We start from the raw sequence: 26,787 nt of genomic DNA, 5'->3' as shown, positions 1-26,787 counted from the left end.
AACAGCCCCACCGAGTCCCGGTCGCCACCGGCCAGGTTCCGCAGGGTGCTCTCCTGCATGGCGGTGGCGACCGCGATCACCCAGCCGCGGGCTGGTAGTCCGAGGCGGGCGCCGGTGGTGACGATCGCGGCGGCGTTGCCGACCTGGTCGCTGTCCCAGTCACCGATCGCCGGCCACAGGTTCGGCAGCCCGGGAGGTGACGCCGTCGTGGTCGACGAGGAGCCGGGTGAGGTAGCCACGGGTATACAGCCGGCGGCGGCCGTGCCGCCGACGAATCCGCCGAGCCCACCGGCGCAGAGGATGAACACGGCGACGAGCGCCACCGCGAGTGATACCAGAGATCGGAGCTTCATCTCGGCTCCGGGCGGCCGAGGGGGTAGGTGCGGTAGGGCCGCGCGGCGGGGATGCGGCAAGGCGTGGCGTGCCGCTGGACGAAGTGAGAGGCGTGGCCGGGCATGACGATTGGTCCTCCTGGTTGCCGGTTAGCCGAGGCTGTGGACACCGACCGGATCGCCGTCGCCGGTGTGCACGGTGACGGTGTCGTCGGCCGGGTTGATCACGTAGATCCACGAGGCGCCGAGGTCGACGGCGCGGCTGAGCGGGAAGACGGTGGCGGGCTCCGGCTCGGTGTCGTCGAACGTCACGCCGACTCCCCCGACGGGGTGCTGGTTGGGGAACGACCGCGTGTCTGGGGTGACGTCGGATCCGAGGTAGTACCAGTCGTGGGCGAGGACCGCGTCGATGAGGGCTCGAGTGTCGCGGCGGGCGGTGCTGGCCCAGATGCCGCGCAGTTGCGCGATCAGCGCTGCGGGGTAGCCGTCGAAGTGGACGTAGCGGGCGCGGACGGTGCTCGGCTGGGCGGGGTCGGTGGCGCTGACGTAGCAGGTGGTTCCCACGGGTCGTGTCCCCTCGTCGTGGTGGTGTGTTCGGGTACGGCGACGACCGCGCGGCTGTGGTGGGCCGCGCGGTCGTCGGTGTCGGTTCGGTGTGGGTGCCGGGGCTAGCGGGCGAGGACGGCGACCTTCTCGCCGTGCAGCAGCGGCGCGTCGTCCGGTCCCTTGAGGTGCGCGCGGACCCAGATCCTTTGCGCCTGCCCGTGCTTGTCGATGAGGCGGCGCCAGTGGCCTCGTACGACGAACCGGACGCGGTAGTGCCATTTGGCTGGACCGCCGTCGGGTTCGATCACAGCCGAGGTGCGCCGCAGCATCACGACGTGGGTGTCGTGCACGATGCGGGCGCGTGCGGCGCGGCGCCGGGCGGGCCGGTCCAGCGGCGCGGGCGCGGCGACGCTGATGGGTTGGGCCTGGATGCGCCAGAACGCGTAGGCGATCGCCGCGCAGACGCGGGTGTGGGCGGTGGCGTCGGCGATGACGTACCGGCCGTCGGGTGCGGTCTCCCGGTCGCGGTCGGGCTCGTCGATGTCCGGGTGTGCGACGGCAGGCACGGGTGCCGCGATCGGCAGCATGTCCAGGTTCGTCATGACGTATGGGCCGAGGCGCGACAGCAGGGTCGGGTCCTGGTGGGCGTAGCCCTGGATGCGGGTGGTGTGGGGGTCCTCGGGGTCGTCCCGGTTGACCCAGCCGCAGATCAGCCATGCCCGTCCGCTGGGGGAGGCGATGGTGGCCCAGGTGATCGCCGCGATGGCGCTGACCTGTCCGGCCAGGTTGCGGCGGTAGATCGGTTCGGGCAGGAAGAGCACGCCGCCATCGGTGGGGGCGGCGTCGGCGGTGAGGAGGTCGCCGGTGAGGTCGAGGGATTCGGCGGCTGCGGCGACGACGGTCATGGCGGGGGCGAGGACGTATGCCTCGCCCTGCGCCCATACCCCGCTGCTGGCGCGGTTGATGACGTCGGTGAGTTTCTGGTGGGGATGAGCCTCGCCGTTGTGGTCTTCGGGACGGCTGGCGAGGAGGGTCTCGAGGAAGGCCCGGGTGTACTCGCCGCCGGCGGTGCTGGTGCAGTACTGGTGCATGCGGGTCTTCATGTCGACGGCGGCTCGGGCGTAGCCGGCGAGGGTCGTCTCGGTGCGGAAGGTCATGAGGTCCTCCTGGTCGGGGGTCCGGTGGCGTTGGTCGTTGCGTCCGCGCTGCGGCTACGCGGCGTACGCGGCGGTCAGGGTCGCGCCGGGGACGCGGCGGGGCAGCCGCTGCGGGATGCGTGATCGCAGGTGTGTGGCGGTGGCGGCGAGACCGGCGGTGAACCAGCCGACGAAACCGCCGGAGTCGCGGACCGGCCGCTGTGGTGCGCGTTCGCGGGTGGGTGCCGGCTGCGGCAGGTGTGGTGGTTGTGCGGCTCGCGCGGCGCGCATCGCCCGTTGTGCCTGCCTGGCGGCCGAACATGGCCCGGCCTGGTCGGCGCACTGTAGGTTGGCGCACCGGTCGCCGGGTCCGGGTTGGTGGGCGGTGAGGACGTCCACGGCCAGCCGCCACAGAAGGGGGTCGGTGACGTCGCTGGGTAGGAGGGCGCGGTGGGACGGGCGGATTCGGCTGCGGTCAGACATGGCGGGTGACCTTCCGTCGGGTTCCAGGCAGGGGCCACCGTCCGGCCGGGGCCGTTCATGTTGTGCCTGATGGCGGGCTCGGACAATGACCTTCTTGATCGACGCTCTTCTCTCGACAAAGGTCAAGTCGTCTGCCTGGGGTGGTGCCGTAGGGCACGGTGTCCGGCGCGCGGGGGGAGGTCGGGACTCGCGCCGGTCGGTTTGGCGTCGGCGGCTGTCAGGAGTTCGTCGGCGTGGATCGGCCGGGCCGGCTGGCGATCTGGACGAGACGCGCCAGTCCAGAGCGGGTGGCCGGCGTGTCGTCGTGGTCGAGGTGGTCGTCGATGCTGACCACGGGGTGCGGTTCGCCCCGCAGCCTCGCGATCTGGTAGCTGCGGCGGTCGGCGTCGACCGCGTCGATGCGGCGGATCTCGTGCAGGTCGTCGGAATCGACGAGGACGTCCTCGTAGCAGACGGCCCAGGCCAGCAGGCGGAGTCCGGGTGTGGGATCGGCGAGGAGGTCCGCGATCAGGCCGATGTCGACGCAGGCGGCCAGCGTGGGCCGGGTGACCGGCTGGTTGATGTCGAGCGCGGCGGCGAGGTCCGGCAGGAGATCGGCGAGTCCGGCGCGGTAGCGGCCCATGCGGGTGTCGTCCAGCGGTAGGTGGACGGCGCGCATCTGGCGCCTCGTGCTGTGGGGTGCTGATGGGGAGGGCCGGTCCTGGACGAGCAGCAGGAGAGGCGGGTGGCCCCAGCCGAGAGGGTCGGCGCTGGCCTCGATGTGCAGCAGGCACCCGGTCAGGGTGTGGACGGCGTTGAAGGACATCACGGGGATCGGCTCCTTGACGTATGCGAAGCCCCGCAGGCCGAATGGGCCTGCGGGGCTTCTGGTGGTTGAGGGGGCTTGGTGCTGGTGGTGCCGGGGGCGTGCTACCGCAGGTCGCGGTAGCGGGTGACGACTCCCGGGGGTGTGGCGTGGCTCGGGTCGTGGGCGCGGATGCCGCAGCGCTTGCGTTTGGCCAGGTACATGGCCTGGTCGGCGGCGTGCAGGAGGTCGCGGGGCAGCATGCCCGGTTCGGCGACGGCGTAGCCGACGCTGGCGGTGACGATCACCTGCCGGCCGGCGATCTCGTACGGGAGCTTCGAGATGCGCCGGTGGGCGGCTTGGGCGGCGGCCTCGACCTCGCCGTCGTCGCCGTGCACGACGAGGGCGAACTCGTCGCCGGCCAGGTGCGCGGCCAGGGCGACCGACGGCCCGTGGGCTGTCAGGCGGCGACCGACCTCGTGCAGCAGGTCGTTGCCGTGCTCGTGGCCGTAGGTGTCGTTGACCTGCTTGAACCGGTCGAGGTCGATGAGGACGAGTCCGAGCGGTTCCCCGAGCGAAAACGTGGCCTCGACGTGGGTCCACAGGGCCCGCCGGTTCGGCAGGTCGGTCGTGTCGTTGTGGGTGGCCAGGCGGTGCCAGTGAGACCGGTCGCGGTCGCGGGCGGTCAGCGCCTGTCGCTGGCAATGGATGATTTGCCGCTGTCGGACGAGCAGGGCCGCGGCGGCGGCGAGACCGGCGAGGACTCCGCCGGCCGCCGTGAGGTACGAGCTCAGGTGAGACACTTGATGTCGCTCCTTGTGGATGAAGGAGCACCGGGGCGGGCGTGGTTCCGCCAAGTTCGACGTCCGCCCCGGGCTACCGAGTGAACGGGTTAGTTGGTTGTCGGGGCGAGTTGGAAGGTCGCCGGCTTCTCGACGACTTGAACGGCGACGCCGTCGGTGACGAGCTTGTGCACGGCGTTGACGACCGCGCCCGCGCTGGCCTTGGCCGAGCCGGTGTCCTCGTTCGCCTGGTCGATGGCCTTGCATAGTTGGCTGGTCTTGAACGGCTGGTCGGGATGGGCTTCGAGCACGTCGAGGATGGCCCCGCGCAGGCTGCCCTTGGACCGGCGTGGCTTCCCGCCAGTCGACGCGCTCGGAGCTTCGGCTGGGCTGCTGGGCGCGTCGGAGTCGTTGCTGTCCGCCGGGTCCGGGCTGGGCTTGGAATCTGCCTCAAAAGCTGTGTCGACAGCGGCTGGATCCTCGGCGTCGGCCGGGGAAGCCTCGTCACCCTCGGCTTCCGTTGTGGGCGGTTCGCTGGTGACGCTGTCCGCCTTGGCTGGCGGGTCCTGTAGGGCCTGCCGATCCGCGATGCCGTCCGGCGTTGGTCGGCGTAGGTCGTCCGGTTGGGTACCGGTGGACTTGTCGTCCGGTCTCGCCGCCACGGCGGTGTCCGTCTCGTTTGTGGGTGCGGGTGCCTCGTCCGACCGTTGAGCCTCGTTCGTGTCGTCGGGGGTCGGTGTGGGTGCGGGGGGCGGGTCGCTGCTGGCGTCGGTCGTGGTGGCCAGCGGGTCGTCGCTGTCGGTGCTGGTCGCCGCGTTCGCGGTGTGCCGCCAGAGCGTGCGGCCGTCGTCGGCGCGGAAGGGTTCGGCCTGGCCGGTCTCCTCCAGCTTGCGAAGTCGCTTGGTGGCCGTCGAGTAGCCGACGCCGGCGCGCTGCGCGATGGCAGCGGCCGTGTCCTGGCCGAGTGCTGCCAGAGCGGCGGCGACCTTGTCGAGGGCGCTGGGTGCCGCGGTCTGGTCGGTTGTGTTGTCCATCTGTCCTCCCTGTGGCTGCTGTTGGATCTGCCTGGATGTGGCGTGCACTGATGCACGCTTCGATGGCGCCTCGTGATCAAGTGCGGTAAACGGATCTCGCCGGCGCCGTCGACACTCGGGTAGGGCCTGTCACGCCCCGGTGCTGGTGGGCGGTGCGGCTACGGCTGGCCGAAGACGCGGTCGCAGCGGCGCGGATCGACCGGCAGCCACGGCAGGCCCCAGCCGATCCGGTACCGCCCGCCGGTGGGGTTTACGAGGTGGACGCCGCCGCCGAGGGACACCGGACGGGCGACGGTGAGGGTGTGCCCGTCGAAGTCGACGGTGCGCCAGTCACCGCCGACGTAGTTGGCCATCGCGGCGAACGTCTGGGCGAGGGCGGTCACGGCCTCGTGGTCGAGGGCGAGTTCGAAGCTGCCGTTCCACCAACCGGTCACCGTCGCGAGGTAGCCCTCGTAGTAGCGGTGGAAGCCGGAGACCGGTTCGTAGCGCAGCCACCGGCCGGAGAAGACGGCCGTGCTGCCCCGCGGCGGCGCGTAGTCAGCTGTGGGCATCGACCACCGCCACCGGCCACTCGCCCGGGTCGGGTCGGGCATTCTACGGCTGAGATCGGACAGAGCACCGCCACGGCGTCACCGGGTTGACCGGTTTCGGCAGGCGTGACCGCGCTCGGCCGAGGTCCAGGCGGATGATGCCGACGAGTTGTTCGGCGTTGGGTGCGAGGTAGGGCATCAGCGGTCCTCTCAGGAAGAGACCCGGGCACGGCCGTGCGGCCGTGCCCGGGTGCGCGGTGATCGCGCGTGTTCGGCCGGGCGTCGGCCGCAGTGGCGTGGTGCGGGATGTCCGCGAGCGGATTGGAGCGCTCAGCGGCACTGATCGCCCTGGGAGCGTGGGCGCCTTGGGACGGGTGTTCCTGCTGTGGGCCGACCTACTCGGCGTGAAGAATCACGACGGCCCGTTGGAAGAGCCGCTCGGCGAGGCTTTCCAGCGGCGTCAGGGTGGTGCTGCGGTACGGCGTGGCGGGGTGCCAGGCCGAGGCTGGTTCGCCCGCGAGATTCGTCCAGGTCAGCCCGGGGGTGAGTACTTCGACGAGGGCGTAGCTCTGGCGTTGGTAGGGGTCGCGGCGGATGCGGACCCGCAGTCGGTGGCCGCTGCCGGTTCGGCGGATCTCGCTGAGGTCGTAGCCTCCGCTGTGCGCGCCGAAGCTGCGGTCGACCAGCGTCGTCGCGCGCGGTGTGGCGTCGCCTTCGCCGGCGTGGGCGCTGCCGCCGGTCACTGCTGGTTCTCCTGGTGGTCGGTGCCGGCGGCGGTGTAGGAGACGGCGGCGAGGTGGCTCGCGGCGACGCGCAGGGCGTCGATCGCGTCCCTGAGCGATGACCTCGTCATGGCTGCGTCGGTCTCGTCGAGGCCGTCGCTCTCGCTGCCGCGTGGGCTGTCGGCGAGGTGTCGCAGTCCGCTGATCAGGGTGTGGGTGAGGTACGTCAGGGAGGTGGCGAGGTCGGCGAGGTCCTGCGGGGTGGGGATGGCGACAGGGCGGGCCGGGCCGAAGCAGTTCGACAGGTAGGTGGCGAGGGTTCCGGTGATCCGCGCGGCGATGTGGGTCAGCTCGGGGCTGAAGGCGGCCTCGTCGTCGAAGGCCGACCCGATCAGCTCGGCCAACTGTGCGGGAGACAGTTCGCGCGGCTCCTGCGTGACGGCCGGGCTCGTCGGCCCGCGACGCGCGGTCTTCGCGGGTAGCGCCCACAGCCGGAGCCAGCGGGCCAGGCTGCGCAGGAACGCAACGATTCTGGGCCTGCCGCTGGCGTGCACCCCGGCGACCGCCACCAGCTCCCCGCCGTAGACCCCGGGGGATCCCGCCTCGTCAGTTCGCCCGGTAGACGTAGCCGTGGTCAGGGCAGCGATCTTGCGGGCGCTGGACCAGGCGGCGCCTGACGCCTGCGCCGACTGGGCGGACCAGTCAGCTGCGTTCCGCAACCACGTGTGGATGTCGTCGGCGGCGTCGATGACCTCGCTCCGCACCTCGCTGTCGTCGTCGAGGCCGGTGACGTGTGCCTGGCGGGCCTGGTCGAGGAAGTAGGACCCGGTCTGTACGTGCACCCGGGCGAGCAGCCGCGAGTTTCGGTGCAGGTGCCCGATCAGGGACGCGACGTCGGAGGGCGTCCGCAGGGCCAGCAGCGCGCTGAACGGCCCGGTGGCCATGTGCAGCCATCGGCTGAGGTGCTCGGCTGCGGTGATGGCCCTACCCAACCGGGCGAGGTCGCAGGGACCGTCGAGCGCGAACAGGCGGCTCATCGCGTCGAGCCAGCTGCTGGTCTCGCTATCGACCGGAAGCCCGTCCTCGATGAAGGCCACCTGGGAGTAGCTGCCGTCGGTAGCCGCGCAGATGGGGCTGTTGTCCGCCAGATGCCACCACGGGGCGCCGCCGCGGTAGGCGCTGGTCCAGTCCGTGGCGGGCTGGTCTACCACCGGCTCGTTGCAGACGGGGCAGATCGGAAGTTGGATCATGGTGCGGTGTCCCTTCAGGCAGGGTGGTGACGGTGACCAGGGGTTGGTCGCCGACGGCTTTGTGGGGTGCGACAGGGTCTGGTGACCGGCGCTCGCCGGATTCGAGGCCGTGCTGGTCGCGGAAGAGGGAAAGGGCGGCCGTCTCGCCGGCCGGTAGCGCAGTCGGCGCCCCTGCCTGGGGTGGCCGGCAGGATCGGGCGAAACGCGGCGCCTCGGGCACGTGAACGGCCGGCACGATGAGCTGGTCGCGAGGATGGTGAGCAGGGCGTTGCGGCCAGTGCGTGCTGCGGCGCGGAGCTGCGCGATGAGGTGCGCGCCTGGCCGGCGCAGCGGGAGGCGGTCGGTAGGTCGTCGCCGGCTTACCGCGACCGAGGTGCCCGGCGAGCTGCGGGAGGTCAGTGCGCTTGCACCGGAAGACCGAGTTCATGCTGGTGGATCCCGGTCGGGGTGTGGCAAGCGTGGGGTGGTTGGCGGAGCCGACCGGGCAGCAGCGCGCATCCTTCGGGTACAGGGATGGCTGCTGCTGGCCCGATCGGTTCCGGCAGGTGTCAGTACGGGGCGTGGAAGCGCCCGCGGCCGACACCGGGGATGACCGTGCCGTCGACGTAGTCGATGACGAAGATGCTCCAGCCGGCGTCGACGCCGAACTGGATGAGGTGGAGCAGGTTGTGCTCCGGCCCGTGCAGCGGGATGTCGCCGAGACGGCCTGGGTGCAGCCGTCGGTAGCGCTTGCCGGTGAGCTCGCTGGCGAGTACCGGTGTCTCCTGCCAGCCCAGGAGGCTGGAGGTGACGGGTTGCAGGCGGTGGTTCTCGTCGGCGTAGGTGCTGGTGCCGGTCAGGTAGATCTGGTGGAGCTCGTCGTGCATCACCCGCAACGCGGGTGGTGCCGGGTGGGGTGCCTCGCGGTTCGCCGTGCTGCCGCGCTGGGCGCGGACGCAGGCGTCGGCGAGTTGCTCGACCTCGTCGAGCAGGAACATGACGCGGCCCATCGGGGGTGTCTCCTTCCTGTCCGGCTCAGTCAGAGCGCGGCCGCGAGCAGTCGCTGGTCGGGGTCGATGGCGGCGAACAGGCGGTTGGCCTGTTCGAGGTAGGTCACCCGGTCGGCCATGGCGTCGCTGGCCGGGGCCAGCTTTGCCCCTTCGGCGGTGATCAGCGCGTCGCCCGCGACCGCGGTCAGCGCGCTGTGGTGCTGGTAGGCCATGAAGCCGGCCTGGTACATCTCCAGCTCGTTGAGGCCGATCTGCCCGGCGCCGTAGGTGGCGGCGTTGTGCATCCGGATCGCGTTGACCCGGGGCTGGTTGTTGAAGTCCGCTACGGCCTTGTCCCACGGGTACTCCTGCGGGTCCGCCAAGTGGCGGGCCTCGTAGACGTGCCATGCGGTGGCATTGCGGGTGCCGTGCACGACCCGGCTGAACAGCTGGTGGCGGATGCCCGCCCCCATGCCAGCGGCTTGGCGCATGCCGTCGAGGTCGAGCAGTTTCGCTGGTCCGCCGGCGCAGGAGGCCGGGCGGCCCTTGCGCAGGCTGATCATCTGCCGGTGCTGCCAGAGGCGCAGGGCGGGCGTGGCCCAGAACTGGGCCGACAGGGTGCCCTGGACACCGAAGTTGCGGTCGAGCTGGTGCGCGGTCAGCGCCTCGCGGGGCAGCTCGTCCGGGATGCAGAGGATCATGGTGCGGATGGTGGCCTTCGGCGTGACGGCCGGAGTGTGGGTGACCTTGCGGGGGCTCTTGCCCATGGGTTTCCTCCTTCGGGTGGGCGCGTCAGGGCGCGCGGAGATGACCGGCCCACTGGGTGCGTGGGTCGGTTGCGGGGAAGGTGTGTGGTGCGCGGTGGTTGGGTGCGACCTGGGGTCGCCGCGCGGCGCGGTGCCGACCGGCCCCGGGTGGGGTGGGTGGGCATGGCGCACCGGGTAGGTGCGGCGGTGGTTCCGAGGTGGGACCGAACCGGGGTGGAGATATATGAGGTGCTGTTAGTGCCGTGAACGGTAGCGGCCTGATCTGTCAGGCCGCTGCGGCGAGTTGATCGCCGAAAAGTGGGGTTGACCTGCGGTGTGAGACATTCCGGCGCTCGGCGAGCCGTCATCGGCGGGGACGCTGTGAGACTTCGCGACTCTCACAAATGATCTTGTTTGCTGACAGGCGCGGACGGTAGTCGACCCGTGCCGAGATGCTGGGTCTGGCCTGTCTTCGCTGCGGACCTGCGGTGTGAGCCTCATAGCTCGTCGAAGCGCTGGGGGTTGGTGACGGAGTCGGGGCCGTGGTCGCAGGGCAGCTCGTGTAGGTGGCGCCGGTGGGTGGGGTCCGAGACGAGGGTCCAGACTCTGCCGGCCGGGTCCGGGCCGTGCACGGCGGTGGCGATCGGGCTGGCGGTGCGTAGCCCGGCGAGCACACCGAGCAGGCTGGCCTCGCGGCGCCGGCTGGGCACCCAGAACAGCACGGGGTAGGCGGGTCCGAACGCGGTGAGTCGCTCGTAGCCGCGAAGCTTGGCCACGACCCGCGCCAGGTTCTCGGTGTCGTTGTCGTGCTCGAGGAAGAAGCCGGTCGAGGTGTCGCCGACGGTCCACACGCCGTGCCCATCGGGGTGGATGCCGGCCTGGGCGTAGACGGTGGTCGCGTGCTGCTCGGACCACCAGCGCGGCAGCAGGGCGTCGTCAGCGCGGCGGGCGGTGGCGATCAGGTCGGTGAAGAACTGGTTGACCCCAAGCAGGTGGTTGACCTGGCCGCTGGCGGCGATCCGCTTGGCCCGCTCCAGGGAACTGCGCGGCGGCTTGCCGCCGGTGCCTGTCGGGTCGTGATAGACGGTCGGGTGCAGTTGCAGTCCGACGGGGCCGAGGGTGTAGAGCAGCGACCCGTACCGGCCGGCGTCGCCGCTGCGGCCGAAGCGGTGCAGCACGTCGAGGCGGTGCAGGATCGTGAGCCGGCGCTGGGCGGTACGACGGCTGTCGAAGAAGGCGCTGGTGATCTGGTCGGTGGACAGCAGGTAGTGCTCGGCGAGCAACCGGAGGAGGGCGTGATCGCGGGGGACGATGCGACCGAAGACCGCGAGGGGATCGGGGTTGCTGGAGGCGGGGGGAACACGGGAGTACACGACGTTTGCTCCTAGGCAGGATGGGGTCCCCTCCCGATCGGGAGGGGTGTCTGGAGAGGCAGAGGCAGGTGCGGAGGGTCTGTCAGGGGGTGTGTGCGGCACTGACAGCCCAGGTCAGCACTGTGCTGGGGGTGTCTGGCGGTCACCGGTCACGATCCCGGTGACGAGCCGGTGCGCGACCCGGGCGACGCCACCGGCTGACAGAGACCGTCAGGCGCGGTCGCTCTTCGGCCGGGTCCGCCGCTTATCGTCGGGCTTGCGGCTGAGCCGCTCGACGAGTTCGTCGACGGCGCTGGTGTCCTGGCTCGGTACCGCCGCAGCGGCGGCCTGGCGGATGGCGGTCGCCTCACCGACGACCGGCCTTGGCGGCCGGGTCTTCATCGTGAACGCGGGCGTCTGGCGGCCGTTGACGATCAGACGTGCGGCGGCGGTGTACGCGTCCAGGTGGGCGAGGTCGTGCTCACCCAGCTCAGGCACGGTGTGCCGGGACAGCACCTTCGCGTCCTCCGGCGCCACCGTGAAGTAGATCTTGTTTCGGGCGTTGGCCGACGTCGCGGCGAGCAGGTCGCGCGGGAACTGGGCAAGGTCCTGGTGGGCGAGCACGAGTGACAGCCGGTACTTGCGTGCCTCGGCGAGCATCGTGTCCAGCGAGTTGGCCAGGGTCAGGAAGTTCTGGGCCTCGTCGATGATCAGGGTCGCGTCGCGTCGCCGCTCGAGCTCGACGCCGGCGCGGGCGGTGGCGGCCTGCCACACCTGTGCGAGGACGAGGGAGCCGAGCAGCCGGCTGGTGTCCTCGCCGAGCACACCCTTGGGGATCCGGACGAGCAGCACCCCACCGTCGAGAACCTTGCCCATGTCGAAGCTCGACTTGGGGTAGCGCATCGTCCTCTTTACGAAGTCACGCAGCAGGAACGCCCGCAACCTGGCGAGGACCGGCCCGATGACCTGGGACCGGAGGGAGTCGTTGAGGCCGTCGTACCACAGCCAGAAGCCGCTCAGGCCCGCCGGGTCGTCCAGGTCCACCGTCATCGCGGAGCGGAACTGGGGACTGTTGAGCAGCGGGGGGATGTGCTGCAAGGTCACGTTGTTGTGGCGCAGCAGGGTCAGGCAGGCCACCCGCATGACGTCGTCCATGCGTGGACCCCACGCCTTGGCGAAGATGTTGCCGAAGATGCTGACCAGGTTGTCGACCACCAAGTCGGGGTCGTCGCCTTGAAGGGGGTTCAGCGTCGGTGGATTCTCTTGGTTCGGGTCGAAGAGCACGACACGGTCTTTGACGCTGGCGGGGAGCCGGTCGAGGATGTCCAGGACGAGGTCGCCGTGCGGGTCGATGACGACGGTGCCCCGACCGGCCTTGATGTCGTCGAGCGCCATGTTGACCAGCAGCGTGGTCTTGCCGGAGCCCGTCGAACCGATCACATGCATGTGATACCTCGCATCCGGCACCGACAGCCCCACACTGTGCCCACCAATTTCGGCGTCGCCCAGCATCTTCACCCCACGCCCACCGCCGGGAACGGCGACCGGCGCCGGCATGGACGCCGCCCGCGCCCGGTCCAGGCCGGGCACCGCGAGGTCCTGCGGCAGGGCGGCCAGCGTGGCGAGTTCCGCAGCGGAGGTGAGGAACCCCGGGCCGAGCCGGCGGGCGGCGAGAACAGCCACCGGCGCGGGCATCCGGGCCCGATGCGTGAGGCGGTTGCGGCCGGTGTGGATGGCGAACGCCGAGGCGAGGGTGTCGGCGATGCCCCGCAGCCGGCCACGCGGGTCGGCGCCGGTGCGCCTGCTGGTGGTGGCGACCGCGTACCGGATGCCGGTCTGCCACAGCGGGTGCGCTGTCTTGTCCAGGATCGCCCGGACGTCACGCTCGACGGTGGGATCCCTCCGGGCGGCGGGCGCCGTGGTCCGGCCGGTGCCGCCGCTGCCGGGCAGGAACGCGTCCAGCAGCCACAGCACCGGTGCGGCCGGGTTGATCGCCGGTACGGCGGTCTTGCCGGTCCGCAGCCGTACCGCGGCGCGGCGGGCCCGTGCCGCCCGCCGTGGTGCGGCGGGACGGGCGAGGACCTGCACGCAGGCGTACTCGCCGGGTTTGAGCTGGGAGCCCGCGGACATCAGCGGGCGCAGCGGGTCGGTGTCGTGGTCGGTGGACAGTGGCAGCCACTCCGCGTACACCGGCAGCAGGTGCCCACCGGCGGCAGGATGCGCCTGCAAGGGAATCGGCGGCGGCGGGTTGTCGTCGGTGGTGGTGGCCGAGCTGGGCCACGCCGCCCGCACCGCTGCCTCGACTGCCCCCGGGGGAACGGTGCCGGGAACCCAGATCGAGATGAGCATTTGCCGACCGGACCAGGTGTACTGCCACACGACGTGCGGGGTGCCGTAGAGCAGGCGCCGCCGCCGCGACGGGGTCAGCACGCCGGCCAGGTTCGCCCACAACGCTGCCGCGCTGTGGGGGTCGACCTCCGGCGGCGGCGCGATCGTCACCAGGCGCGCGCCGTGGGCGTGGTGGCGGTGCCGCCAGATCTCGACCAGATTGCGGGCCGCGATCCACACGGCGAGCAGGCCGGCGGCGACAGCCGCCAGCCAAGGCCGCTGTGCCGCCCACACGGCGGCGTCAACCAGAGCAGCTCCGGGTCCGGTAGGGGGCGGGATGAAATCGGCGCCCGGCCCGAATATGGGGCTGGGCGCCGGTAGCGGTGATGCGAGTGCTGAGCTGAAGGCTTCGGTCGGTGGTGTCACAAGTCCTCTTCTTCCTCATCGAGGTCGGCCGGGTCAGTGGTCGCCAGCGCGTGCTCCGCGTCAGAGGAGATCGATTCGAAGCTGGTCCTGTTCACCCCGGAGATCAACAGGCCCTGGCCACGGCGGGCCGACAACAACAGCCGGCGCTCGCCGCCGGTGAGCCCGAACGCCTCCCCGACGGCGTCGATGGCCTGCGGCGCCTGCCGCAGCAGCACCTGGGTGGAGGCGTTGGACACCACCGCCTGGCCGAGATCGGTGCTCAGCACGTCGGCGGCGTCCTGGGTGACCACGGTCAGCCCGGCGTTGCGCTTGCGTGCCGCCTTGCTCATCCGGAACAGGAAGCGGGCGCCCTCGCCGTCTCGCATCAACAGCCACGCCTCGTCGACGACCACGAGCCGCCGCTGCGACGGACGGGTGGGGGCGTCGACCGTGCGCCAGATCGAGTCGAGCGCGAGCAGGGTGCCGACGGTGCGCAGTTCGTCGGGCAGGTGCCGTAGCGACCACACGACCAGGTGCCCGACCGGCGCCTGGGTGGTCGGTGCGTCGAACAGGTCGGCGAAGCTGCCCTGCACCCACGGTGTAAGCCGGGCGGCCAGGTTCACGGCGGCGGGATCGTCGTCGGCGCGCAGCGTCTCGGCCAGGTCGCGCAGCAGCGGCGCGGGTCGGTGGTGCGTGGCCGGGTCGGCGGTGATTCCGGCGGCCCGGTAGACGGCGAGAATCGCCCGGTCGAGGGCGGCTCGCTCCGCCGGTGGTGGCTGCTGTCCGAGCAGCACGCTGATCAACGTGTGCAGGAACAAGCCGCGGCGGGTGAGGACGTCGGGACGCCGGTCGCCGACCGGTAGGTCCAGGGGGTTGATCTTCACGTCGGGCAGGCCCAACCGGACGATGCTGCCGCCGACCGCGTCGGCCAGTCGCAGGTACTCGTCCTCGGGGTCCACCACCGCGACCTGCACGTCCTGGTAGAGGTTGCGCAGGATCTCCAGCTTCACGAAGTACGACTTCCCGGCTCCCGAGCGCGCGAGGACGATCGAGTTGTGGTTCTCCTGCGCCCAGCGGTCCCACCAGACGATGCCGGCGCTGGCCGGGTTGACGCCGTAGAGGACGCCGCCGGTGGTCGGCGGGTCGCCGGGTAGCGGGGCGGGCAGGTCCGGGCTGGACAGGGGGAAGGCGGCGGCGAGGGCCTGGGTGTCCATGGTGCGCAGCATCCGCAGCCCGTCGGTGGCGAGGGGCAGGGTGGTGGTCCAGCCGGGAAGCTGCCGCCAGGTCGCGGGCTGCACCTCGATGAGAGTCGACGCGGCGGCGGCCCGGACCTGGGCGCAGGCCTCTACCAGTTCGCTCTCGGTGCGGGCGTGCACGGTCAGGTACAAGCCGACGCGGAACAGTTTCGCCGCGCCTCTGGCCAGTCGTTCGGCGAGGTCACCGGCGTCGTGGGCGGCGGCGTCGACGTAGGGGTCGGCCAGCTTGCCGCGCTCGGAGTCGGCCCGCCGGGACGACTCCAGCCGGGCCCGTTGCTTGCGCAGCCGGGACGCGGCGATCGGCGCCGGCAGCGGCTCGATGTACAGGGCGAGGTCGAGGCGGCCCGGCCAGGACAGCAGCGGCTCCAGCCACGCCGGGCCAACCTCGGCCGGATAGCCGGTCACCACCAGGGTGGCGGCGAAGCCGTCGCCGACGCGCAGCCACCGGGGCGTGACCTCGACGGCGGCCGGCGCGACCGCCGACGCTACCGAGGCCGGCTGCGGCTGTGCGCCGTCGCCGCCGGACTGTCTTCTTCTGATCACGGCTTCTTCCTCTTCGTGCGGGTACGCGATGGGGTGGCCGCGGTGATGATGGCGTCCGGGGCGGCCAGGCCGCCCGGACGTGGCGGCCGGTACGGGTCGGCTGCGCAGGTCAGGGCGGCGGTGACCGCCGCAGCGTCCAGCACGCGTGGGCTGACGCCGAGGCCGGACAGCGCCCGGACGGTGTCATCGCCACGGCGCATGGCGGTGTGTGGGGTCCGCTCTCCGGCCGCCGTACGGGTGACGACCAGTACCTGCCGACGCAGCGGATCCCGCCGGGCGGCGAGGTCGCCGAGGAACTCGGCGTGATCGACGCACGCCGCCCGCAACCGCGGATGCGGTTGGGCGTCCGCGGCGGCGGCCAGGGCCCGACTGTGCGAGGCCAGGTCGACCGGCTGCGCGGAAACAACGATCTGCGTCGGCGTCGACAGGCTGTTGAGCCACCGACCCCAACCCTCGATGAGGGCCGCCTGCTCGTCCGGAGTGCGCAGCGCGAGGTTCACCGTGGTGGTGCCGACAATCGCCGCCCGGGCCCCGTCAAGGCTGATCTCCCCGTCGTCGTCGATGGCATCGGCGGGCAGCCGCAACGGCGCCGGCAGCGGCATCCTTGCGCTCTTGGGTGTCTCGACCCAGACCGGCGATCCGGAATCCGCCGCGACGGTCGCGGCGGACAGCGAGCGGGGGGTGCGTGTGTGGCGGATCGCGTGCAGCAGCCACACATCCATGGGCAGGCCGTCTCGGCGGCCGAGCGCCAGACCGATAACCAGCCCGCCGAGCACGACACCAGCCCCGGCGAGGACCGGAGTCGGTACGACGTGGTGCAGCGTGCGCCACGCGCCGTAGAAGATGAGCACGCCGACGGCGACGATCGCCAGCTGGTGGAACGTCAGACCGTAGGCGACCTTGTCAGGTGTGTCGACGTCGGCGGGCATCCGCGCCCTGATGGGCGCTTCGGACTCGGGTCGGGTCATTTGATGGTCCTCCGAAGGGTGTTCAGGCCGGGGACGGTGCGGGTGAGTTGCTGCATCACGACGACGCGGACGACCGCGCCGAGTGCGTTCGTGCCGCCTCCGGTCTGGCCCGCCCAGCGGGCCATCAGCCCGGGGATCTTGACGGTGGTCCAGAGCAGCACCACCACGACCAGGAGATTCAGCGTGCCGCCCGGGTCGACGGGTAGGCCGAACACGGGCAGCATGGTCGACGGGTTGAGCAGTGTCTGCTCCCCCGCGGTGAGGAAGAACGCCTGGGCGACGGGTATCGCCAGGCATCCGGCGTAGGCGCGCCACCACAGCCGGGCGAGGCCGTCGGTCTGTGGCAGTGCGTGGCAGGCCAGCGCCAGCGGCGCGATGCTCGTCATCACCAGCAGCGCCACGAACCGGCCGATCAGCTGGAACGCGGTCGTCACGACCAGGACGGTGATGATGAGGATCAGGACGAGGAACAGCAGCGGGACGGTGCGGTCCTGTGCCGCCGCGAGGTGGGTCTGGATCGCGGTGAACGCGCCGTCGCCGTCGTAGCCGCCCTCGCTGATCGCCGCGGTCAGGGCGTTGGCGAGATCGATGAGCTGGTCGCAGGCCAGCTGGGAGAAGTGCGCGGCGGTGAACCCGACGACCAGTCTCGGTAGGAGGTCCTTGACCGTGTACCGGGATTGTTCGCCGCCGCCGGCGACCATGACGAGCACGCCGGCGGCGACGAACGCCAACACGAAGACGGTGTCCACGATCCAGACCGACCGGCCGGTGAGCGCCTGCACCTGCGGTAGCGCGGTGACCTTCGGTGTGGTGAGCAGAATGCTGGTGATGAGGTCGAAGATCGCGGTGAGGCAGGCCAGGATCGCTTTGGTGAGCCAATCAAGGACCTGGTCGAGGACCCATGCCATGACGATCAGCCCCCGACGATGCCCTGGATGACCTGCAGCAGGATCGGTGCGAGGACGGCCAGGCCGTAGCCGATCAGCGCGTTGCGCAGGGCGAGTTTGGCTTTCTCGACCTGCGACGGGTCACCACCGGCGGTGGCCCAGTACACGCCGGCCAGGACGAGGAAGAGGGTGGCGATGGCGGCCAGGATGCCCATGACCCAGGTCTGCAGGTTGGCGATCACCACCGGCAGCGAGTTCGCCGCCAGGTAGACGGCGCCGCCCGGATCGGCGTACGCGGCGGCCGGGACGGCGAGCGACAGGCCGACGCCGGCCAGCGGTACGGCGACACGGAGTGCGAGACGAACGACTCGCGGGATTCGGAGAGTGTGATGTGGGGTGCGGGACATTGCGGTTCACCTCCCGCCGCGCCCCGGCCACGAACAGGTGTGACCGGGGGCGGCGATTGCTCGAAGCGGTCCGATGGGACCGCCGCCGGGCGCAGGTGAAGAAGGCACGAACCGCGTGAGCCCCGGGAGGAGCTCGTCCTCCCTCATGGGTGGGTTGCGGTCATCAATGTGGTGTCAGCGCATCAATTGGCGCGGCACCCGAGGCGCGCGGATCGCGGCTCCTCGTGTCGCCCGGCGGCGGGCGGGACCGGCGAGCTGTACGGCTCGCCAAAAGTCCCGCACCCCCAAACCGGGATTTGTGAGCCCTGGCGAACACTTGCCGCGCTCACACCGCTCCGGCGAGGGCTCACAGAGCAGGTCAAGGCTTGTTCCATCGACGACAGCGCGGCCGGCGGACGTGGCCTCACAGCCGGAACGGAACCGGCTGTCCGTGAGCGGTGTGAGTGCCGCCGGGGCTCACAGCCCTTGGCAACCGCCGCATCGGTTCGCCCCGATCCGGGTGCTCAGGACGACGGCGGACAGGTCCTGATCGCGGGAGCGGAGGAGACAGCCGAGCGGCACCCCGCCGCAGAACGTCACCACGGCGGTCAGGTCGACCAGCAATCCTGCGCTCGTTCTCTCCGTCAATTTGCTGTCAGCGCAGCGCGCTGCCCCCGATGCAGCGCCACCGAGAACGGGCACCCGGCACGCAGAAACGGCTGTGGCCCGACGCGCAACGTCGGGCCACAGCCGTCTCCGCTGGATGGTTAGGCGGCTGCCGCAGCGTGCTGCCGAGAGGCTTCGCGGCGGGCGGCTGCGGCACGTCCGGCCCGGCGCCGACCGCGCTGCTCGGCCCGCTGCCGCAGTCGCGCCATGCTCTCCGGCGACGCGACGCCGGTCAGCAGCCCGTCGGCGAGGGCCTCGGCGATGCGGCTGTCGATGCGTGACAGCCGCATGCGCAGGGCGTCGACGCTGACGCCGTTCGCGGCGGCGATGGGTTCGATCGCCCGGCGCCCGAGCCGCACGTCGATGTAGGGCTGCTCGTCCTCGGGGTCGAGGATCCCGAGGGTCACCGCGCGGCGGACCAGCAGGTCCGGATGCCCGTACGGCACCCGGGGAGTGCGGGAACCGGGGGCGACGTGCTCGATGTCCTCCACCGGCAGGAACTCCTGCCGCTGCAGCCGCAGGTCCCGCCCGGCTCGCCACGCCGCCTTGCACAGGCTCGCGTACGGCGCGGGTTTGGTCAGGTCCGCCCGGTCGCGTAGCGCGGTGAGAAACCCGGTGAGGATTTCAGCGTCCACGTCCGCCGGGTCGCCGTCGTAGCCCTCGCACAATCGGGCCGCGTACTGCTGCAGCGCCGGCAACGCCATGCCGACCGCGGCGACGACCCAGTGCGGCCCGTCGAGCCGGGCACGCCGGATCAGCTCCCGCCACACCTCGTCACGCGCCGTGTAGGCGCGGGGGTGTCGCAACAGCCAGTCCCGCAGCGCGGGCAGCGGCATCACCGGCTGCGGCAGACCCGCGTCGGAGAAGAACACCGTGCAGTCGAGAGCCAGCGGCGCGGGCTCGCAGGTCAGCGCGGCGAAGGCGGTCTCTGCCGCGTCGAGGGCGGAAGCCGGCCAGTTCGTAGCGGACACGCTCATGTCAACACTCCTGTGACACCGAAGGGATGTGAATGCCGTCGCCGGCGTTGCCACGGCGACCGGTGGCATCGATTGCGCCACAGACGACTCACAAGGAACTGACAGAGCTGCTCCGGGCGCTGTTCGGCGCCCTCGACCGGGCCTCTGTCAGAGGGCCGCCCGCACGGCGTGCCATCGCCGCCTATCGCTGGCTTGGAGTTTGGCAAAGGCCGGTTGACCTGCCCTGTGAAACCCTGACAGAGCCTGTGACCGCGCGGTGCGGAGGCGGTGGCACAGGCTTCACACCGCGACCCGCGAGACGGCGTGGACGACCGCACAGGCGACTCGCACGGCCTTGAAGTGACAACCCGGTCGGCTCACAGCGCCACTGTCACCGCTCGACGCCGACGGCCCGCGCGGACTCTCGACGTTCCCGTGGCAGTCCCGGGCAAGCTGTCACCGCTGGACATCCTGCAACCTGTGACAGGCGACGCCGCATCGATGACGCCGGCCTGGCACGCGGCGCTCGATGACGTCTCACAGTGCTGGTCAACGCCCTTGTCCACGTCGACGCCCGAAGCGTCCTCCGCACCGACGTCGGCACCCGCCAGCGCCTTCTGTTAGTGGCACAGCGTCACTGACAGAAGGCGGGCGGGGATTAAGCCGGTCCCGTCGCGTAGGCGGCTGCCGATGGCTGTCCATACGTCGCGAGCACCAGACAAGACGACGAAAAGCAGGACAAGCCGGTGCCGAACCGAGCGCTGTGAGCGCCTGTGGGTTCGGCAAGTGTTCGCCAGGGCTCACAAAGCGCGGTTTGGGGGTGTCAGCGCTTCATGGCGCGGCGCGGAGCCGACACCACATGAGCGAGCACACGCCGCACCCGCACCACCAGGCCGACCACACCGAGTTGGCCGACTCCACACTCATCGACCTGATCGCCGGCGACCCGCCGGTACCGATCACGGTATGGCGCACGGCCCGTACCGACGCCGACCCGCACACCAGCCTGCCCACCCGTCTGGCCTATCGCCTCGTCGCCGCCTACAGCCGGCCCGGGGAGGCGGTGGTCGACCTCACCACCGACCATGTCCTGGCCCCGATCTGCGCCAAGGGCGGTCGCCAGCACCACCGAGCCTGGTTCACCGACAGCTCCAGCCTGATCATCGGACCCGCCACCGCCGGCCTGCCGGCGGCCAGAACCGAGACCAACCCGCTCACCGCGCCCGGCGAGCCGGAGGCCGGTGACGCGCAGGACCCGCCCGAGCTGGTCGACTGGTTCGGCGACGACCTCACCGACCCCGACCTGCCCGGCACCGACGCCGCGGTCGTCCGGCCGCCCGACGACGGTCCGCTGGACGCGGCCACCAGCCTGGTGGTCGCCTCCTGGCCGCTGCACGAGGCCGACACGACCGCCCGGGTCCGGCTCGCCTGGCTCCTCGCCGCCTGCGCGCGGCTCCTGCGCCCCGGCGGCTGCCTCGTCCTCGTCGCCGGCGCACCCGTCGGTACGCAGCCCACCCCGGAGGACTTCGGGCCGCTCGTGGCCGCCGCCAGCCGGGCCGGACTGGGCTACCTGCAGCACATCGTCGCCGTCGAGGCCGACACCGACGGCGACCAGTTCGTCTACTACCACGGCACCGACGAGGAACTGCTCACCCTGGCCTACGCCAACCCCGAGCAGTGGTCGGTCGCCCACCTGCGGGTGCACGCCGACCTGATGGTCTTCACCCCACACCCGTTCCCCGCGAGTTCACGGAAACCGACCCAATCTCAGGACGAACTCGAGGGTTCGTTGGGCGGGTCCAGCGCGAGCGGACCCGGGGGTTCATCGTGAACTTGCCTCTGGCCTGGCTAGAGCTGCGCGACGACGCGATCCAGCAGAGGGCCGAACTGCTCGGCGTCCTCGAACTCGACGTACTCGCTGGCCACGTCGTTGCTCCCCGCCGCGACGTGGTCGATGTCGGCCCATCCGCCGGCGTAAAGCACGAACACCGCCTCGGCGTAGGGATCCTCGCGGCTGATCCGGAGACCAAGGGACATGGGTCGACGAGCGTCGGCGCGGTCCGTCAGCAGCGGCGCGGGCCATTCGACGTCGTTGTCCATCCACGTTGGCGCGTGCACGGTGAGCCCTTGCGCCAGCCAGGTGGGCCGGCGCTCGGCAATGAGGGTGGCCACCCGATCCAGGTCGACGTTGCTCAGGTCGATGCGCCGGTCCATCAATCAACCCTAGGCAGGTCGGACGTCGTCGAGCTCTGGTTGTGGTCGCTACCTGGTTGCAGTTCGGCGGTGGTTTGCAGCAGCTGGCGTGCCACGTCGGCGTAGCGAATCGCGGCGCTGTCACTGATACCGAAGACCTCGGCCAGGTGCAGTGGATCGCCGCCGCCGGTGATCGAGTCTGCCAGCCCCGCCGACGCCCGCGCCAACACGAACCCGGCCAGCACGTCGGTCTCGAACGCCTCCAGCTCGGCCGCGCTTGCCAGCCCGCGGTGCTCCCGCAGATCCCGCACCGCTGCCAGCGCCAACCCGAGTCCTCCGCCTTCACCTCGCATGCCGAAGGGCCAACCATCATGCAAACGCTTCAGAAAACCCGAAGTTGCGTCGGACCACCGCGTACGGCTGAGATCGGCGAATTCCCATACTGGGCAACCGCACGCGCACTCGCCCCCGAAACGAACCCGCGGGATGTCGCACAGAGCCAGCGCCACGCCCCGCGTCGACAGGGCGGGCGCGAGGGAGATGGTCGCCTTGGCTAAGCACCGCGCAGACGCCGTCGGCGACCCCAACGAGCGAAGCACGCCGACTGCCTTCACGAGCGCCAACCCGATCGGACGTCATCGGGCTACTCCCGGCCCGGAGGGCCTGTCGGTGTGGGCGACCGCGCAGGCCACCGGCCCGGTCCAGCGTCGAGGTCGGTACGTACGCGAGTCGGTGCAGCACCCGGCGCGGATGCTCCCGGCGATCGCCGCGCACGCCGTCACCGCCTACACCGCGCCCGGGGACTTGGTGCTCGACCCGATGTGTGGGATCGGCACGACCCTGGTCGAGGCGATCCACGCCGGCCGGGACGCGATCGGGGTGGAGTACGAGTCGCGCTGGTCCAACATCGCCGACGCCAACATCAAGCACGCCCACACCCAGGGCGCTACCGGCCGGGCTGGCGTCATCCGCGGCGACGCCACCAGCATCCTGTCGCTGGTGCCGGCGGCCCTGACCGGGCAGGTCGCCCTAGTGGTGACCTCCCCGCCGTACGGGCCGACCGTGCACGGCCTGGTCCGGCCCGGTACCGACGGCGTGGCCAAGTTCGACAACGCCTACAACGACGGCACCGACCGCGGGAACCTTGCCTACCGCGACCTCACCGGGCTCGCCGACGGGTTCGCCCAGATCCTCTCCGGCTGCCACACCCTCCTGCGCCCCGGTGGGGTCGTCGTCGTGACCGCCCGACCGTGGCGCAAGCACGGCGAACTGGTCGACCTCCCGTCGGCCGTCATCGGCGCCGGTATCCGGGCCGGTCTCACCCCCGTCGACCGTTGCGTGGCGCTGCTCGCCGCCGTCCGCGACGGCGGGCTCGTCGCCCGGCCGTCGTTCTTCCAACTCCAGGCTGTACGCAAGGCACGGGCGGCCGGCACCCCCATGCACCTGATCGCGCACGAAGACGTCCTCGTGTTCATTAAGGGCCAAAAGTCCTGAAGTCCAGGCGAACCTAGTGTTCACACGGCGAATCCGGGTAGCCGATGGGCTCATCATGCCATCGGCGCACCCGGGTGCGCATCCACCTGAGAGGTTGGTGAACTACGCCGAGCTCGGCTGTGCACAGTGGATCCGCGAACTCCTTTGATTGGACCGGCTACGCTCACGCTGACTCGAACTCGACGGGGGCGCTCGTGGCCAAGTGGGCCGACTACCAAGTCATGACGACCATCGCCAAGAAGATCGGCGGACCGCGCGCGCTCATCCTCGCGGTTGCCGCCGGAGGTGCTCTCGCCTACAAGGGTGGCGAGGTTGGCGTAAAGGCCGTCGTCAGGACAAGTAGGTCCATAAGGCGAACGCTCGACGCGCGCGCCGAAGCCGCAGCCAAGTCGCGGGTTTACCGCGTCGCCGAGGACGCCGACGCCGGCGGGGGCCTGACGCTCCGGACCGGCGACGAGTTCCGTGTGCTTGCTCGCGACGACGACGCGATCCTCATCGAGATCGTCGGCAGCACGAAGAATCCGTGGTACGTGTCGGGCGAGCTGCTCGCCGCCATCTCGGACTTCACGCTCCACGGCGAGCAAGCCTAAGTTGGGAAAAAGCTCGTCGCATGGGCAGTGGCACGAGATTGTCGAGCGGGCGACTGTTACCGGCGATGGCGATCCGTCGCTTGGCGAGATCGGCGTCGTCGAGGTTCAGTGTGCGGATCTGGCCCGGTCTCGCGGCGTGGAAGGCCGCTAGGATCACGCAGAGCCTGGCCATTGCTTACCGGGCATCAGGGCGGTGCTGCCCCCAGTGCTTCTCGATCCAGGCCACATGTCCGCGGTCCAGCTTTGTCGCAAGCGGCTGGCCATGCAGAGGTGCGTAGCCCGGATACGTGAGCAGTTCCTCCCGCAGGCTGATGGTCAAGGTGTGCGGGTCCACGGCGATGTCGCCTTGATCAAAGAGCCGGTGGACATCCCGCCTCAGCAGCAGACCACCGTCGTCGTGGTGCTGGCCAATCGCTGCATAGCTGTACAGATGCGCCGCTTCGAGTGCTGCGGCGGGACCGGGCCCGGTGAAGGCACATACGGGCCCCTGCGTCGCGAGCAGGCGTTCCCTGAACCCGCCCTGTCCCACGCGAACGCGTACCCTTGCCTGGCGGTGCCCACTCGGACGCGATTGCACCCATGGAGTCGCCTCGTCGAGGAATGCCGCGCCCCGCGCCTTGCCAACGGTGCGCAGTACCTCAGTAAATGCGTCCCAGCGCAGCGGCCGCATGCTGAGCTGTGACTTGGGGGAAACACATAGGCTGCGCAGGGTTTGTCCGTCGAGGCAGCGCCCGAGATCAACCCAGTTGGCGTCATGACGCGACCTAAAGGTTTCAACACGTTCAACGCGCGTCGAAGCGACGTCGAAGGTGTCAGAGCACGGGAAACACCTGAACCGGGGCGATTCGCGTTTGCGTCTCTTGATGTTCGCCCCGTTGCAGTAGGGGCACCGGTAGAGGACCTTCTCCGCCCAGCCCGTCTCGATCTCCTCGATTACGGAGGCGCCAATGACCGCTTCCTTGTCCCAGAGGACGATCCGATCGCCGATAGCTACGGTGCGGGCGTTCGGAACGGTGTCGTCCCAGCTGTAGTGAACGTCGGGGTCGTCGTCGTAGCCGTCATTGCCACCATGCTGTCGATCCGTACCGACAGCCAGCATCAGCCACGCCTTCGGCGGACCATCAGCCATGGTCACGGTTCGCCTCCCCTCCGCGTCCACCGGAGAGCAACGTAGCGGGTGGGTGCGACACTATGAAAAGCGCCAAGCCCGCGGACGCCCGCGGGAGCTGCTGCTCAGCCGGCCCGCGCCGGAAACCACGCAGACCGGCCGGCACGGCGAACCCGTCCTCGCGCCGCCGTTCGTGGAGTGGCTCATGGGCCTCGACCCAGGCCACGTCACCGACCCCGATCTGGGGCTGCCGCGTGCCTTCACAGCCTCACCTTCGAGCGCGCACCGCCATTCCGATGGGTGGCGCCTGCGGAGAGCCAGCCCTCGTCTGAAATGCAGGACCCCACTGACCCCTGCAACTGGAGTCCGAGAGTAGGAGTCAAGCCCATGCGATCAGCACGACGAACTCGCAACCCCGCCCCCGCCGCCAACCCAGGCAGCGACGGCGCCCCCTGTACCTGGACCACCGAGCGCATCCTGGCACTCGGGGCGACCACGGACCTCGCCACCGCCGCCGCCATCCTCGGCATCTCCCGCTCGGCGGCCTACAAGCTGGCCGCTCGCGACGCCTTCCCGGTGCCACTGTTCCGGGCCGGCGCGTACTACCGCGTGCCGACCGCCCCGATCCTGCGGAAACTGCACCTCGAGTCCCCACCGGTATCGACAGCTGACGACACCGACAGGGCGGATGCCGACGAGGACGGCGGGTATTCGGGCGGGGACAGGGACACCACGGGCTGCAGCCCTACGCCTTGACCCCGCCCGGGTAGTACGCCCTGTGCACCGGCACGGCTCCGTACGCCGTGCCGGTGCAGTCGCGCCGACTACTGCTTGACGACGCCGGAGAGGAGCCGGACCAGGGCGCGGCGCAACACCTGCTCGATGTCATCCACGACGGCTGACAGGTCACTCGTCGGCTGCCCGGTGAGCGTGCGCAGTTCCCGCCTGCTCGGGTCGTCGCCGTGCATCTCGTCGTTGCGAATCCGGTATCCCAGACGCAGGAGGGCCTCGAGCCGCTCGGGCGGCGCCTGCAGGACAGGGTCGTCTGCCAAGAGCGCGGTCGCTCCGTCAACGACCTTGTTCTGCTTCCAGCGATCCTCTGGCAGTCCTGGCAGTTTGATGAACAGCACTTCGGCGCAGACGATCAGGTCGATGAGCCGGTCGGTCGGTACCCGGTCGGCCCCCGCTAGGACCAGCCGGCGCAGGGCGGTCTGTAGACCCCGGTTTTCCCGGACCGCAGGATGCGTGAGGAGGCCGTACACCTCGCGCACCGCCTCAACCTGTTCTCGTCCAAGGATCGTCGGTCGCTCCTCGTCGAAGGCGGGCAACGCCGACAGTGACGCCGTCGGCCCAAGACCCTGGGGAAAATCGTCGTCGGGCTGGCAGCGGATCGCCCGAGTCGCCGTGACGGACCCGCCGCACACCAACCGCAGCGCGGTCACCAGATGGCTGGCTGGCTCGACCAATGAGGGAAACACCGGCGCCGTCGGGTGCGCGGGCATGTCCACGGACGAGCACACCGGGTACGAGGTGCAGCGGGTCAGGGCCCACTGGTGGAATCGCGACACGGTCACCGAGTTCGGGCCGCCGGCGAAGGTGACAGGAACTGCGTGGTAGCCGATCGCGGCGCTCATCTGCCGGTCGCTCATCGCCTGCAGCACCAGGCCGTCCGGCAAGGTGACCGCCTCGATGCCCGCCGTGGGGGTGAAAGCGTTGAGCGGGACCGCCTCGACCAGCCGCGCCCGCGTGGCCAGGAGACCTTCCTCCAGCCTGCTGTACGCGACATCGAAGGCGTCCTGGTCGAACCGGTAGCCCCGGACGGCGGCAACCATGGGTTCCAGGATGTGCTGTACCAACGTCCAGCCCAACCGGCGGTGCGTGAGTGCGAACTCCACGCCGACGACGCAATCCACCCGCTCACGCAGCACCTCATCGGCGGCGACGACGGCGCGCACCGCCGCCATCTCGGCGGAGGTACCCAGGAACCGGTAGTCGGCGACCCGGTCCGGCATCTGCCAGGCGCCGCGCCGGATCGCGACGAACGATTCCTGCCCGTGGCGGTGCCACTCGCCGAAGTCAGGAACGGTCGCGAACACCGGGGCCCCGTCGTCAGCGGCGAGGTCGCTGAGTACCGCCGCCATCAACTGTGCCGCTGCCGCATGCAGTTGTGGGCGCTGTACCCGATACCCCACCAGCTCATCTGCCGCCACCATTGCCCATCCTCCATGGCCCGATCTCAAGCGAACCGGCCAGGATCCCAGCGCCGTAAGCAGCGCGCACCCGAGTTTCACCCCACAAGGTTCGGCGCGTGCGGATTCGCCTCACCGGCCTGGACCCGCCGC

The 26,787-nt window shown here is 70.6% G+C and carries 27 protein-coding genes and 1 pseudogene; 4 read left to right on the top strand and 24 right to left on the bottom strand.

The features are described 5' to 3' along the window. The 20 genes and pseudogenes from AB0D32_RS03460 to AB0D32_RS03365 all read right to left on the bottom strand — a co-directional run. A pseudogene (locus AB0D32_RS03460) lies at nucleotides 1-353 on the bottom strand (M23 family peptidase); the annotation flags it as partial. Between the two features lie 129 nt (nucleotides 354-482). Further along, the gene (locus AB0D32_RS03455; protein ID WP_357084127.1) at nucleotides 483-896 is read right to left on the bottom strand and encodes a hypothetical protein; all 414 of its coding nucleotides are present in this window, start codon (nucleotides 894-896) and stop codon (nucleotides 483-485) included. A gap of 104 nt (nucleotides 897-1,000) precedes the next feature. After that, a complete protein-coding gene (locus AB0D32_RS03450) occupies nucleotides 1,001-2,035 on the bottom strand; it encodes a hypothetical protein (protein ID WP_357084124.1) in 1,035 nt (344 codons plus the stop codon). A 54-nt stretch (nucleotides 2,036-2,089) separates the two neighbouring features. Then, on the bottom strand, nucleotides 2,090-2,497 hold the full coding sequence (locus AB0D32_RS03445) for a hypothetical protein (protein WP_357084121.1): 408 nt from the start codon (nucleotides 2,495-2,497) through the stop codon (nucleotides 2,090-2,092). Nucleotides 2,498-2,714: 217 nt separating this feature from the next. After that, nucleotides 2,715-3,302 (bottom strand): hypothetical protein, encoded by a 588-nt coding sequence (locus AB0D32_RS03440; protein WP_357084118.1) that lies wholly within the window; start codon nucleotides 3,300-3,302, stop codon nucleotides 2,715-2,717. Nucleotides 3,303-3,406: 104 nt separating this feature from the next. Then, the gene (locus AB0D32_RS03435) at nucleotides 3,407-4,084 is read right to left on the bottom strand and encodes a GGDEF domain-containing protein (RefSeq protein WP_357084115.1); all 678 of its coding nucleotides are present in this window, start codon (nucleotides 4,082-4,084) and stop codon (nucleotides 3,407-3,409) included. Nucleotides 4,085-4,173: 89 nt separating this feature from the next. Continuing rightward, nucleotides 4,174-5,097: a MarR family transcriptional regulator gene (locus tag AB0D32_RS03430; RefSeq protein ID WP_357084112.1), complete on the bottom strand. Its 924-nt coding sequence runs from the start codon at nucleotides 5,095-5,097 to the stop codon at nucleotides 4,174-4,176. Between the two features lie 158 nt (nucleotides 5,098-5,255). Beyond that, nucleotides 5,256-5,648 (bottom strand): hypothetical protein, encoded by a 393-nt coding sequence (locus AB0D32_RS03425; protein ID WP_357084109.1) that lies wholly within the window; start codon nucleotides 5,646-5,648, stop codon nucleotides 5,256-5,258. Nucleotides 5,649-6,022: 374 nt separating this feature from the next. Then, the gene (locus tag AB0D32_RS03420) at nucleotides 6,023-6,370 is read right to left on the bottom strand and encodes a hypothetical protein (RefSeq protein WP_357084106.1); all 348 of its coding nucleotides are present in this window, start codon (nucleotides 6,368-6,370) and stop codon (nucleotides 6,023-6,025) included. Further along, nucleotides 6,367-7,599, bottom strand: a complete 1,233-nt coding sequence (locus tag AB0D32_RS03415) for a hypothetical protein (protein ID WP_357084103.1) — start codon at nucleotides 7,597-7,599, stop codon at nucleotides 6,367-6,369. Before AB0D32_RS03415 ends, AB0D32_RS03420 begins: the two co-directional genes overlap by 4 nt. Nucleotides 7,600-8,147: 548 nt before the next feature. Continuing rightward, on the bottom strand, nucleotides 8,148-8,588 hold the full coding sequence (locus tag AB0D32_RS03410; protein WP_357084100.1) for a hypothetical protein: 441 nt from the start codon (nucleotides 8,586-8,588) through the stop codon (nucleotides 8,148-8,150). Between the two features lie 29 nt (nucleotides 8,589-8,617). Then, complete coding sequence (locus AB0D32_RS03405; RefSeq protein WP_357084097.1) at nucleotides 8,618-9,334, bottom strand: hypothetical protein; 717 nt, start codon at nucleotides 9,332-9,334, stop codon at nucleotides 8,618-8,620. A 476-nt stretch (nucleotides 9,335-9,810) separates the two neighbouring features. After that, on the bottom strand, nucleotides 9,811-10,686 hold the full coding sequence (locus tag AB0D32_RS03400; protein WP_357084094.1) for a replication-relaxation family protein: 876 nt from the start codon (nucleotides 10,684-10,686) through the stop codon (nucleotides 9,811-9,813). Between the two features lie 210 nt (nucleotides 10,687-10,896). Then, nucleotides 10,897-13,332, bottom strand: coding sequence for an ATP-binding protein (locus tag AB0D32_RS03395; protein ID WP_357084227.1), 2,436 nt, complete (start codon nucleotides 13,330-13,332; stop codon nucleotides 10,897-10,899). 83 nt (nucleotides 13,333-13,415) lie between these two features. Further along, a complete protein-coding gene (locus tag AB0D32_RS03390) occupies nucleotides 13,416-15,197 on the bottom strand; it encodes a DUF87 domain-containing protein (protein ID WP_357084090.1) in 1,782 nt (593 codons plus the stop codon). Continuing rightward, a complete protein-coding gene (locus AB0D32_RS03385; protein ID WP_357084088.1) occupies nucleotides 15,194-16,165 on the bottom strand; it encodes a PrgI family protein in 972 nt (323 codons plus the stop codon). The genes AB0D32_RS03390 and AB0D32_RS03385 overlap by 4 nt, the downstream gene beginning before the upstream one ends. After that, nucleotides 16,162-17,073, bottom strand: a complete 912-nt coding sequence (locus AB0D32_RS03380) for a conjugal transfer protein TrbL family protein (protein ID WP_357084084.1) — start codon at nucleotides 17,071-17,073, stop codon at nucleotides 16,162-16,164. The genes AB0D32_RS03385 and AB0D32_RS03380 overlap by 4 nt, the downstream gene beginning before the upstream one ends. A gap of 5 nt (nucleotides 17,074-17,078) precedes the next feature. Beyond that, on the bottom strand, nucleotides 17,079-17,459 hold the full coding sequence (locus AB0D32_RS03375; protein ID WP_357084081.1) for a pilin: 381 nt from the start codon (nucleotides 17,457-17,459) through the stop codon (nucleotides 17,079-17,081). 456 nt (nucleotides 17,460-17,915) lie between these two features. Continuing rightward, nucleotides 17,916-18,062, bottom strand: a complete 147-nt coding sequence (locus tag AB0D32_RS03370) for a hypothetical protein (protein ID WP_357084080.1) — start codon at nucleotides 18,060-18,062, stop codon at nucleotides 17,916-17,918. Nucleotides 18,063-18,205: 143 nt separating this feature from the next. Beyond that, complete coding sequence (locus tag AB0D32_RS03365; protein WP_357084078.1) at nucleotides 18,206-19,081, bottom strand: hypothetical protein; 876 nt, start codon at nucleotides 19,079-19,081, stop codon at nucleotides 18,206-18,208. An 838-nt stretch (nucleotides 19,082-19,919) separates the two neighbouring features. On the opposite strand from AB0D32_RS03365, the gene AB0D32_RS03360 reads away from it, so the two are divergent. Further along, nucleotides 19,920-20,891, top strand: a complete 972-nt coding sequence (locus AB0D32_RS03360; RefSeq protein WP_357084075.1) for a hypothetical protein — start codon at nucleotides 19,920-19,922, stop codon at nucleotides 20,889-20,891. Between the two features lie 17 nt (nucleotides 20,892-20,908). On the opposite strand, the gene AB0D32_RS03355 is transcribed toward AB0D32_RS03360, so the two are convergent. Further along, complete coding sequence (locus tag AB0D32_RS03355) at nucleotides 20,909-21,274, bottom strand: hypothetical protein (RefSeq protein WP_357084072.1); 366 nt, start codon at nucleotides 21,272-21,274, stop codon at nucleotides 20,909-20,911. Then, a complete protein-coding gene (locus AB0D32_RS03350; protein WP_357084070.1) occupies nucleotides 21,274-21,579 on the bottom strand; it encodes a hypothetical protein in 306 nt (101 codons plus the stop codon). Before AB0D32_RS03350 ends, AB0D32_RS03355 begins: the two co-directional genes overlap by 1 nt. A 214-nt stretch (nucleotides 21,580-21,793) precedes the next feature. Here AB0D32_RS03350 and AB0D32_RS03345 point away from each other — a divergent pair, with 214 nt between their 5' ends. Both AB0D32_RS03345 and AB0D32_RS03340 read left to right on the top strand, forming a co-directional pair. Continuing rightward, nucleotides 21,794-22,747: a DNA methyltransferase gene (locus AB0D32_RS03345; protein WP_357084224.1), complete on the top strand. Its 954-nt coding sequence runs from the start codon at nucleotides 21,794-21,796 to the stop codon at nucleotides 22,745-22,747. A 221-nt stretch (nucleotides 22,748-22,968) separates the two neighbouring features. Continuing rightward, nucleotides 22,969-23,337, top strand: coding sequence for a hypothetical protein (locus tag AB0D32_RS03340; RefSeq protein WP_357084067.1), 369 nt, complete (start codon nucleotides 22,969-22,971; stop codon nucleotides 23,335-23,337). Between the two features lie 175 nt (nucleotides 23,338-23,512). Here AB0D32_RS03340 and AB0D32_RS03335 read toward each other — a convergent pair whose 3' ends face one another. After that, nucleotides 23,513-24,466, bottom strand: a complete 954-nt coding sequence (locus tag AB0D32_RS03335) for an HNH endonuclease signature motif containing protein (RefSeq protein WP_357084221.1) — start codon at nucleotides 24,464-24,466, stop codon at nucleotides 23,513-23,515. 366 nt (nucleotides 24,467-24,832) lie between these two features. Here AB0D32_RS03335 and AB0D32_RS03330 point away from each other — a divergent pair, with 366 nt between their 5' ends. Beyond that, nucleotides 24,833-25,201, top strand: coding sequence for a DNA-binding protein (locus AB0D32_RS03330; protein WP_357084064.1), 369 nt, complete (start codon nucleotides 24,833-24,835; stop codon nucleotides 25,199-25,201). A gap of 68 nt (nucleotides 25,202-25,269) precedes the next feature. Here AB0D32_RS03330 and AB0D32_RS03325 read toward each other — a convergent pair whose 3' ends face one another. After that, a complete protein-coding gene (locus tag AB0D32_RS03325) occupies nucleotides 25,270-26,658 on the bottom strand; it encodes a hypothetical protein (protein WP_357084061.1) in 1,389 nt (462 codons plus the stop codon). Between the last annotated feature and the right edge of the window lie 129 nt (nucleotides 26,659-26,787).

Origin of the sequence: Micromonospora sp. NPDC048170 (assembly GCF_040652795.1) — a bacterium.
Taxonomy (GTDB): domain Bacteria; phylum Actinomycetota; class Actinomycetes; order Mycobacteriales; family Micromonosporaceae; genus Micromonospora.
This window is presented reverse-complemented; position numbering and strand designations above follow the sequence as displayed.